Source organism: Aeromonas sp. QDB18 (assembly GCF_027705325.1).
GTDB lineage: Bacteria > Pseudomonadota > Gammaproteobacteria > Enterobacterales > Aeromonadaceae > Aeromonas > Aeromonas caviae.
In genome coordinates this window covers 1-10,168 of the sequence record NZ_JAPDBQ010000154.1, presented here as the reverse complement: position 1 = coordinate 10,168, position 10,168 = coordinate 1, and the positions used below count along the sequence as shown (strand labels likewise).

Here is a 10,168-nt window from a genome sequence, read left to right as displayed (position 1 = left end):
AGCGGGGCTGACGCCCCGGCGAAATTCCCCTCCCACCTACGTCGGAGGGAGTCCCCTTTCGCATTTAAGATGGGGAGGGGTGGAAGTACGAATTCAACAGCCAGCCCTATCTGGAGCAGGAGCAGACCCTGCAGCTGGATGGCAAGGGGCCGACCCCGCTCACGCTGCAACTGGCGGCGGGCTGGTATCGATTGGAGGTGGAGAACAGTCAGGGACATCAATCGAGCCTGCGGGTGGAGATAGGCAGTTACGCCTGGGGCGGCGGTGGGGAGCAGGCGCGGCCCGACAAGATTGCCATTACCCTCGACAAGCGCGCCTATCAGGCCGGGGAGAAGGCCAACGTGACCCTGGTGGCCCCGCGCCCCGGCAAGGGGTTGCTGATGGTGGAAGATGGCGACGGCCTGCGCTGGTGGCAGCGTATCGAGCTCAAGGGCGCCGGCGGCGATGCCAAGGATGCCCGCGGCGAGTTCGAGATCCCGGTCAGCCCCGAGTGGCAGCGCCATGACCTGCATATCTCGGCCCAGATCGCCGCGCCAGACAGTGACTCAAAGCCGGTGAGCCAAAAGAGTGTGCAGAGCCTGCGATCGGTCGGTCTGGTGCCGCTCACCCTGGATCGGGAAGCGCGCCGTCTGCCGCTTACCCTGAGCGCGCCGGACAAAACGGTGCCGCTCACCCGGCTGGAAGTGACCGCCACCTCCACCCCCAACAGTCAGGGCCGCGTGGTGCTGGCGGCGGTGGATCGGGGCGTGCTCAATATCAGCGACTACCAGCCCCTCGACCCGTTCGAGATCTTCTTTGGTCGCAAGCGCTTCGCCCAGGATTTGTTCGACAACTACGGCCAGGTGATCCCGCCACAGGATGGCAAGCTGGCCCGCCTCAACTACGGGGGTGACCGGGCGCCGCTGAAAAAAGGGGGCGCGCTGGAGAGCCGGGTCGAGATCGCTGCGCTCTGGAGCGGCGAGGTGAGTTTTGACGAGCAGGGCAAGGCGGTGATCCCGCTCGATTTGCCCAACTTCAACGGCGAACTGGCGCTGATGGCGCTGGCCTGGAACGAACAGCAAGTCGGTGAGGCCGAGCGCGCCGTCAAGGTGGTGGCGTCGCTGGTGGCAGAGATCGGCTGGCCGCGCTTTGGCGCCAGAGGGGATGAGACCCGGGCGTTGGTGCAGCTGCGCAACATGAGCGGTGAGGATCAGACCCTCTCCCTCGCATGGACGTTAAGCGGTGGCTTGCAGGCGGGGGGCGAGCTGCCCGAGACGCTTTCCCTTAAAAACGGCGAGGAGCAGTGGCTGACCCTGCCGCTCACCGTGACCGAAGCGAGCGGCGTGGCAAGCCTGCAGTTGGCTGCCAGCGGCATGGATTTTGCCATCAGCCGCGACTGGACTTTGCCGCTGCGTTCCCCCTGGCCTGCCGAGACTCGCCAGCGCTACCAGATGCTGGCTCTCGGCCAAGAGATGGCTTTTGCGCCAGCTGAGCTGACCGGGCTGGATCGTGCCAACCTGCAGGGGCTGCTCAGCCTCTCCGGCACTCCCCCCTGGGATCCGGCAGCCCAGTGGCAGGCGCTGGCCGACTACCCCTACGCCTGTCTGGAGCAGACCCTGTCCCGTGCCTGGCCTTACTTGCTGACCACGGCCGATGAGCGGGCCGCCTGGCGCAAACCCGCACAGGGCAACAAACCGGCGAGCGAGGCGGATGTGCAACGCGCCCTGCTGCAACGGCTGCAGCGGTTGCAACTGCCAAGCGGCGGCTTTGGCCTGTGGGATGGTCGCTCCGACGAGGAGCAGTGGCTCACCGCCTATGCCGCCGACTACCTGCTGGCGCGCAAGGAAGCGGGCGACGCCGTGCCGGAGGCGATGCTCAATCAGGCTTTGAACCGGCTGCAAAGCTATCTCACCGACAGTCAGTATGGTGAGCGCTGGAGCAGTGCCCCCGAGCACAGCCGGCTGGCCTATCAGGCCTACAGTGCCTATGTGCTGGCCCGGGTGGGCAAGGCGCCGCTCGCTACCCTGCGCCTTATCTGGGAGCAGCAGGCCGATCATGCCCGCTCCGGCTTGCCGCTCTTGCACCTCTCGCTGGCGCTCTCGGCCATGGGGGATGAGCAGAACGCCGCCAAGGCCCTCAGTCGGGCATTGGCGACCGAGCGCGGGGACGACTATCTGGGGGATTACGGCTCGCCGCTGCGCGACCAAGCCCTTGAGCTCTCCCTGCTGCGCCAGCACAAGCTGGCTGCGGAGATCTGGCCGGCCCTCAGTGCCAAGGTGGCCGATACCCTGGCTCACCGTCAGTGGCTCAGTACCCAGGAGCGGCTCGCTCTGCTGCGACTCGCCCGCGTCGATCCGGCCGTCGACTGGCAGGCCAGGGTGACCTCCTCTCTTGGCAGTGGATCCCTGAGCGGTTCGGTTCCGCTGCAGCAGGGTGCCCCCGAGGCACTGGCGGCGAGCACCGTCACCAACGAGGGCAAGGGATCCCTCTATGTGCAGCGCACCCTGGTCGGCTACCCCGAACAGGCTCCTACCAGATTGAGTCAGGGGATAAGCGTGACCCGCAGCTGGTTCAACAGCGACGGTCAGCGTTTTGACCCGACCAAGGTGAAGGTGGGCGATCTGGTGGTGGTGCGGCTCAATGTCAGCAGTGAATCGGCGGTGCCCGATGCCCTGCTGGTGGAGATGGTGCCCGCTGGCTTCGAGCTGGAGAACCCGGCCCTTGGCAATAGCATCAAGCTCGAAGAGCTCTCCATCGAGGGGAAACCGGCGTGGCAGAGCGAGTGGAACGATTATCTCAAGCATCAGGAGTTTCGCGATGACCGCTACACGGCGGCGCTGGATCTAAGCGCCGGGAGCAACCAGCAACTGGTCTACCTGATGCGGGCGGTGACGCCGGGTCGCTATCAGGTGCCGCCGACCCAGGTGGAGGATATGTACCGACCCGAGATCCGGGCTGTGGGTGAGGATATCCACGAGGTGATCATCTCTGAGTAACAAACCCTCCCTTGAGCGGGTTCGCCCGCTCACTTTCTGGCAGCGTGGCTGGCTGAAATTGGGTCGCACTGGCCACGCTGGCTTGCGTTGGCTTGGTGGCCTGCCACGTTGGCTGCGCTTTTCGGTGCTGGGTGTTGTAGCACTGCTCCTGTCATTGCTGGCGCTGGATCGTATTTTCCCGCCGCCGCCGCTCGACCCTGCCTACGCACGGGTGGTGCTCGACATGAAGGGGCGACCGCTGCGTTCCTTTGCCGATACCAGCGGCGTGTGGCGTTACCCCGTGACCCTGGAGCAGGTCTCCCCCCGCTATATCGAGGCGCTGCTGGGCTACGAGGATCGCCATTTCTGGCGTCATCCCGGGGTCAATCCGGTGGCCATGGTGCGCGGGATCTGGCAGTGGCTGCATTACGGACGCGCTGTGTCGGGGGGCTCGACCCTCACCATGCAGGTGGCGCGCCTTATCGAGTCCTACCACAGGAGCGTGCCCGGCAAGCTGCGCCAGATGGCGCGTGCGCTGCAGCTGGAGTGGCACTATGACAAGCGCACCTTGCTTACCGTCTACCTCAACCGGGCACCGTTTGGCGGCAATCTGGAGGGGGTGCAGGCCGCAAGTTTTGCCTATCTCGGCAAGAGTGCAGCCAAGCTGACCTATGCCGAGGCGGCGCTGTTGGCGGTGCTGCCGCAGGCTCCCAGCCGCAACCGGACGGACCGGCATCCCGAGCGGGCCCGCACCGCCCGTGACAAGGTGATGCAGCGGCTGGTGGCGCAAGGTGTCTGGCCAGAGCAGGCGTGGCAGGAGGGGCGCATCGAGCCTGTGCTGGCCCGCGGTCACTTCACGCCGATGGAGGCGCCGCTGTTTGCCCGCCTCGCCGCCGACCATCAGGCCGGGGCCCTGGTGCATACCACCATCGACGGCGATCTGCAGCGTTGGCTGGAGGGGCGGGTGGCGAGCTATATCCGCCGCTTCCCCGAGCAGACCTCAGCGGCGTTGCTCCTGGTCGACAACAGGACCATGGCGGTGCGCGCCTATGTGGGCAGCGCCGAGTATGGCAATCTGCGTCGCCACGGTTACCTCGACATGGTGCAGGCGATCCGCTCTCCCGGCTCCACCCTCAAGCCCTTCATCTACGGTCTGGCGATGGACGAGGGGCTGGTGCACTCGGCCTCTCTGCTCTCCGATGCGCCAAGGCTGGGCTCGGACTATAGACCCGCCAATTTCTCTGGCGCCTTTCAGGGACCGGTAACCCTCGCCCAGGCGCTGCAGCAATCCCTCAACGTGCCGGCGGTGCAGGTGCTGGAGGCGCTCGGGGCCGACAAACTGGTCAGCCGCCTCGACAACGCCGGGGTGAGGCTGGCGCTCTCCGACAAGCCCAATCCGGCCATTGCGCTGGGGGCGGCGGGCATTCGGCTCGAGCAACTGGTGGCGCTCTACAGCTCGCTGACCCGGCAGGGGCAGGTGGCGATGCCGGTCTGGCTGGCGGGGCAGCAGGCGGTGTCACGCCCCTTGCTGAGCCCGGGGGCCGCCTGGATCATCTGGCAGATATTGAACGCCCAGGGGCGCGCGGATCAGCCCTTTGCCAGTGAGGCGACCGGCCGGGTCAATCGACTGGCCTGGAAGACCGGCACCAGCTATGGCTATCGCGACAGCTGGGCCATGGGGGTCTCCGGTCGTTGGACCATCGGCGTCTGGCTGGGGCGCCCCGATGGCACCCCCATGCCCGGCTTTTATGGACAGAGCGCGGCAGTGCCGCTGCTGCTCTCGGTCTACTCGCGATTGGCTGACAACAGCCCCTTGCCAGCACAACCCAACACGGTGAGCGAGGCCGAAGTTTGTTGGCCGCTGGGGCGCAAGACGAGCACGACCCTGCCAGAGGCCTGTTTGCAGCATCAGAGCGCCTGGCTGCTGGAAGGGCGCGACCCTCCCACCTTGCCGGATCCCATGGATTGGCCCTCGCCGCTGCGCCAGGTTGCGCTCACTGTCGACGGCAAGCCGACGCTGACCCGCTGCCACGATGCGGCACAATCCGCTTTTAGAGCGCTCTGGCCGCTGTCGCTGGAGCCATGGCGCTCACCGGGCGAGCGGCGTCAGGCGCTGCTTGCCAGGGGCTGCGCGGGGGAGGGACAGAGCGCCGAGCAGCAGGCCCCCATCCGCATCCTGGCACTGGGGGAGGGCAACCTTATCCGCAGTCAGCGCTATCGGTTGCAGCCCAGGGTGCTGGGCGGTGTCGGCAAGCCGGCATGGTTTCTCAACGGCCAGCGGCTGCGCTGGGACGGGGATCAAGTAGTGAGCAAGGCGGGCCGCTATCAGCTGGTGGTGGTGGATGAGGCGGGAAACAGCGATCGCATCGAGTTTCGGCTGGAAAACTCCTCCTGAGGGCGTGGTGAGCGCCAGAATACTGACGGCATCGGGGATGGTCCCGATGCCGTCAGTTGATTGTCGATTCCCGGCAGAGACGGGGAGTCAGGGCTTGACCTGCCCCAGCCGGGTGAAGAAATGCCGGCTCTTGCGCTGGTGGAAGTGGCTCTTCTTGATGGGATGAAACACCAGGTCGCTCTGTCGGTGACTCCCCTTGAGGTGGTGGATCATCGCCATGGCCGGTAAGCCAGTACTGACGAGCGTGGTGAGCGGCAGGGTGACGGTCTCGGGTCCCAGCAAGGGTGTGAACCCCTGCTGGGCCTGCTCGAAGCGGGTCAACACGGCGGGTTCGGCGTAGCCGCTGCCCAGCATGGCGAGCAGGGCATCGAGGGCATGATGGAACTCGGCGAGCTGCTGACGAAAGCCGCTTCGCCCCCGCAGGGCAATGAGCTCTGCAAACGGGATGTCGGCCAGGTGAGTGGGCACTTGCAGCGGGATCTCGAGGTGGAAGCAATCCTGACCGCCGCGATTGTGGTAGCGGGATTCGAGCAGATGGAGCAGCCGATCCAGATAGTCGTGATCGGTAATAAGCGCCCCGTCATTGGCGAGTGCCCACTCACGGGCGAGGCGCATGGAGAGCAGGTTGGCAAAGCGGCGCGCCATTCTGATCCCCCCTTCATCCTGCGTCGCAAAGCCGTGGGTCAGACAAAACCCGTGCAGCCGCTCCAGTCCCGCCTGAGCCGGGCAGAAGCAGTCGTGGTTGGGGGCTGAACGCCAGCGGGCGATGAGCTCCCTGTTGCCAAATACCTTGTGGCGGACAAAATCGGGGGCGACCAGACCGGCAATCTGGCTCTCCACCTGGGGCGTGATATCGGCGAAGAAGGCGGGTCGTGGCGGCTCGGCCAACAGGTCGGTTTGCTGGCGCAGGGTCTCCAGCAGGGCGGTGAGACCGCTCTTCTCACTGACGGTGAAGACGAAGGCGAGCCGCTCCAGATAGAGCAGGGCAAACTTGAGCCAGAGCTCGTCGCGTACCTCCATGCCGGGGTAGTAGATATGGGTTTTCATGAATGCTGTGTTGCCAGGATGCAGGGGTGGGAATATACGCATGATTGCCCGGATGCGGCAAACTTTGCGTGGGGGAATGTGAGCGGCCGCTCATGCAGTAGGCGCTGGTCACAAAGTTCTGATATAATTCGCGCCCTTAAATCAAGGCCACCCGAGTCATTACCATGAAGTTCATTATCAAGCTGTTCCCTGAAATCACCATCAAGAGCAAGTCGGTTCGCCAGCGCTTCATCAAGATCCTGCAGGGCAATATCCGCAATGTCCTGCGCCGCTTTGACGACGATGCCCGGGTGCGGATGGATTGGGACAAGCTGATCGTGAGCTCCCGCAATGACCAGTTCCGCGAGCAAGCCATCGAAGCCCTGGCCTGCATCCCCGGCATTCAGGCCTTCCTCGAGGTGCAGGCCAGCAAGTTTACCGACCTGCACGACATCTTCGAGCAGGTGAAAGCCGTCTGGGGTGATCAGCTCGAGGGCAAGACCTTCTGCGTGCGTGCCAAGCGCCACGGCAAGCACGAGTTCTCCTCCCTCGAAGTGGAGCGCTACGTGGGCGGTGGTTTGAACCAGCACTGCGTGAGCAACGGCGTGCGCCTCAAGAACCCGGATGTGAAGATCAACCTCGAGATCGATGGCGAGGAGCTTTTCATCGTCAGCGCCATCCACCAGGGGCTGAGCGGCATGCCCATCGCCACCCAGGAAGATGTGCTGAGCTTGCTCTCCGGCGGGTTTGACTCGGGTGTCGCCTCCTTCCAGTTCATCAAGCGCGGCTGCCGGGTGCACTACTGCTTCTTCAATCTGGGTGGGGCGGCTCACGAGATTGGCGTCAAGCAGGTGGCCTATCACCTGTGGAACCGTTTCGGCTCCTCCCACCGGGTGCGCTTCACCGCGGTGGACTTCGAGCCGGTAGTAGCCGAGATCCTCGAGAAGATCGACAACGGCCAGATGGGGGTGGTGCTCAAGCGGATGATGATGCGTGCCGCTGCCAAGGTGGCCGACGAATTCCAGATCCCGGCCCTGGTGACCGGCGAGTGTGTGGGTCAGGTCTCGAGCCAGACCCTCACCAACCTGAACGTGATCGATCGGGTGACCGACAAGGTGATCCTGCGTCCCCTCATCACCTGGGACAAGCCGGACATCATCAGCGAAGCGCGCCGCATCGGTACCCTGGAGTTCGCGGAGACCATGCCGGAGTATTGCGGCGTGATTTCCAAGAAGCCGACCGTGAAGGCCGAGCTCTCCCGCATCGAGGCGGAAGAGGAGAACTTCGACTTTGCCATTCTGGACAAGGTGGTGGCCGAGGCCCGTTACCTCGACATTCGTCGCATCGGTGAAGAGACCGCCGCCGAGGTGCAGGAGGTGGAGACCACCGCCGAGAGCGGTGACGACGAGGTGATCCTGGACATTCGCTCCATGGAGGAGCATGACGACAAGCCGCTGGTGGTGGAAGGGCGCGAGATCATGCATATCCCCTTCTTCAAGCTGGCCACCGCCTTTGGTGATCTGCCGAAAGAGAAGACCTACCTGCTCTATTGCGATCGCGGCGTGATGAGCAAGTTGCAGGCGCTTTACCTGAAAGAGAAGGGCTTTGCCAACGTCAAGGTCTACCGTCCGTGATGTGACGGCAAGACGCGTATAAAAAATCCGGCCAAGGCGCCGGATTTTTTATTTCACTCGGATGAAGGTAGATGCTCAGGGGCAGGGGACCGGGGTGAAGGTTTCCTGACCCTGACAGCGCCAGCCCATCTCGGCCTGACGCATCTGCCACAGGTTGTTGCTGCGAAACAGGGTCAGGATGTAGAGCATGTCGCTACGCTGGCCATCAAGGGCCACCGAGAGCACCAGATCGTTGTCCAGCTGTTGAGCATGGATACGGGTGGGTACATCTTTATGGCCGACGAAGCGGCGAGCCACTTCGCGATAGTCGTTGACCCAGCCTTGCTGACTGCTGCTCGCCTGACGGATCTGCTGGTTGAACTGCTGCACCGGGGTGGATGCCAGACGCCCGAACAGGGCCTGTGCCCCCGCATGAGCCGCTGCCACCATCATCAGAACAAGCGTGGTAATGAGCCCAAGTTTTTGCATGAGAGAATGCATTGAGAGAGTCCGGATTGAAACGACTCCTGTATGACAACAGAAAAGCGAACTTGGTTCAATCTTGTCCCTGCCGGGATGGGATCTCGCCCACTCTGAGGCTTCTCAGTTGCGCTGCAGCGAGAAGGTGGGCAGGGAGAGGTGCCAGTAGATGGCCGCTACCCGCAGACCAAACACCCCGAGCATGCTGATGAGCATGGCGCTGACCCTCTCTACCCCGACTTCCAGCGACAAGGTATAGAGGATGCCGCCCAGAATGCAGGCGGTGGCGTAGATCTCCTTTTGCAGCACCATGGGCACTTCCCGGGCCAGCACGTCACGGATCATGCCGCCCGCAACCCCCGTCATGGTGCCCATCAATACGGCGATAAGCCCCGATGTACCAAAGTTGAGGGCTTTTTGTGCCCCGATCACGGTAAAGAGCGCCAACCCGAAGGCGTCTGCCACCGGCAGCACATACCAGGGCATGCGGCGGGGCAGTTTGACCATCCACATGCCGATGAGCGCCGTGGTAATGACCACCCAGATATAGAGGGGGTCGCGTACCCAGAAGACCGGGGTTGCCCCCAGGATCATGTCGCGGATGGTGCCACCCCCGATGGCGGTAACCGCCGCCAGCACCATGACACCGAAACCATCCATCCTGAGACGGCCCGCCACCAGTACGCCCGAAAACGCGAATACCGCAGTACCAAACATGTCGCTGATGTAAACGATCTGCTCAACCAGAGTCTGCATGGAGAACAACTCACGTCCAATAGATGATGGGGCGGCGATTTTAGGGGCAAGCCGTGGGGATGAGCAATGCGGGAGTGCAAAAGTGGGAGCCAGCGCCGGTTTCTGGATCAGGGGTTGAGGTAGGCAAGTGGGCAGCATCAGGCGGCAATACGGTCATGGTGGGATTCAGTACAGATTTATCCTCTTTGAGGCAAAAAATGTTCTAAAGCATCGGGCTGTGGTGCCGTTACTAAGGGGGAAGCAAATGGAAGGGTGTCAGGAAATCCAACTTTTTGCAGTGCTGCGGATCTGGTCATCACCACGTTGAATCAGATCTGCCTCAGTCACCGGCAGCGGATTGGCCCTGCGGACTGACGATGGATCTCAATCGCAACGCGCCCTGGGATCCGCAGTTTTAGACTCATCAGGAGAATTCAATATGTCCATGTACATCAGCACCAACGTCTCGTCCCTCAACGCCCAGCGCAACTTGATGAACTCCGGCAAGTCGCTGGATACCTCCTATACCCGCCTTGCTTCAGGCCTGCGTATCAACAGCGCCAAGGACGATGCGGCCGGTCTGCAGATCTCCAGCCGGATGACCTCCCAGATCAACGGCCTGGATCAGGGCAACCGCAACGCCAACGACGGTATTTCCATGGCTCAGACCGCAGAAGGGGCTATGGACGAGGTGACTAGTATGTTGCAACGTATGCGTACTCTGGCTCAGCAATCTGCGAATGATACTAACAGCGATGACGATCGTGCAGCCTTGCAAAAAGAGGTGGTTGCGCTGCGGAATGAAATTACCCGGATCGGTAGCGATACCACCTTTGCAGGCACGAATCTCTTTGCTGCGGATAAAACATACAAATTCCAAGTGGGAGCGCAGGGCGGGAGCACACTTTGTTGATATTTTAACCAAAGAATAACTGAGCCCGATAGTCGTCATTCCAGCCGGCTCT

Annotated in this window: 5 protein-coding genes and 2 pseudogenes; 4 read left to right on the top strand and 3 right to left on the bottom strand. The window is 62.9% G+C overall.

Annotated features, from left to right (window positions below):
- Positions 1-68: 68 nt before the first annotated feature.
- Both OKC30_RS17815 and pbpC read left to right on the top strand, forming a co-directional pair.
- Positions 69-2,975: pseudogene (locus OKC30_RS17815) on the top strand (alpha-2-macroglobulin family protein); the annotation flags it as partial.
- 52 nt (positions 2,976-3,027) lie between these two features.
- Positions 3,028-5,349 (top strand): penicillin-binding protein 1C, encoded by a 2,322-nt coding sequence (gene pbpC, locus OKC30_RS17810; protein ID WP_270664743.1) that lies wholly within the window; start codon positions 3,028-3,030, stop codon positions 5,347-5,349.
- Between the two features lie 87 nt (positions 5,350-5,436).
- Here the strand turns inward: pbpC and OKC30_RS17805 are convergent, their stop codons facing one another.
- Positions 5,437-6,396 (bottom strand): hypothetical protein, encoded by a 960-nt coding sequence (locus tag OKC30_RS17805; protein WP_160838353.1) that lies wholly within the window; start codon positions 6,394-6,396, stop codon positions 5,437-5,439.
- A gap of 164 nt (positions 6,397-6,560) precedes the next feature.
- Here OKC30_RS17805 and thiI point away from each other — a divergent pair, with 164 nt between their 5' ends.
- Complete coding sequence (gene thiI / locus OKC30_RS17800) at positions 6,561-8,009, top strand: tRNA uracil 4-sulfurtransferase ThiI (RefSeq protein ID WP_010674285.1); 1,449 nt, start codon at positions 6,561-6,563, stop codon at positions 8,007-8,009.
- A 75-nt stretch (positions 8,010-8,084) separates the two neighbouring features.
- Here thiI and OKC30_RS17795 read toward each other — a convergent pair whose 3' ends face one another.
- Positions 8,085-8,477 (bottom strand): hypothetical protein, encoded by a 393-nt coding sequence (locus OKC30_RS17795; protein ID WP_039038657.1) that lies wholly within the window; start codon positions 8,475-8,477, stop codon positions 8,085-8,087.
- A gap of 114 nt (positions 8,478-8,591) precedes the next feature.
- Positions 8,592-9,224 (bottom strand): trimeric intracellular cation channel family protein, encoded by a 633-nt coding sequence (locus OKC30_RS17790; protein ID WP_160838351.1) that lies wholly within the window; start codon positions 9,222-9,224, stop codon positions 8,592-8,594.
- Positions 9,225-9,642: 418 nt separating this feature from the next.
- Between OKC30_RS17790 and OKC30_RS17785 the strand changes: the two are divergent.
- Positions 9,643-10,110, top strand: a pseudogene (locus OKC30_RS17785) (flagellin N-terminal helical domain-containing protein); the annotation flags it as partial.
- Between the last annotated feature and the right edge of the window lie 58 nt (positions 10,111-10,168).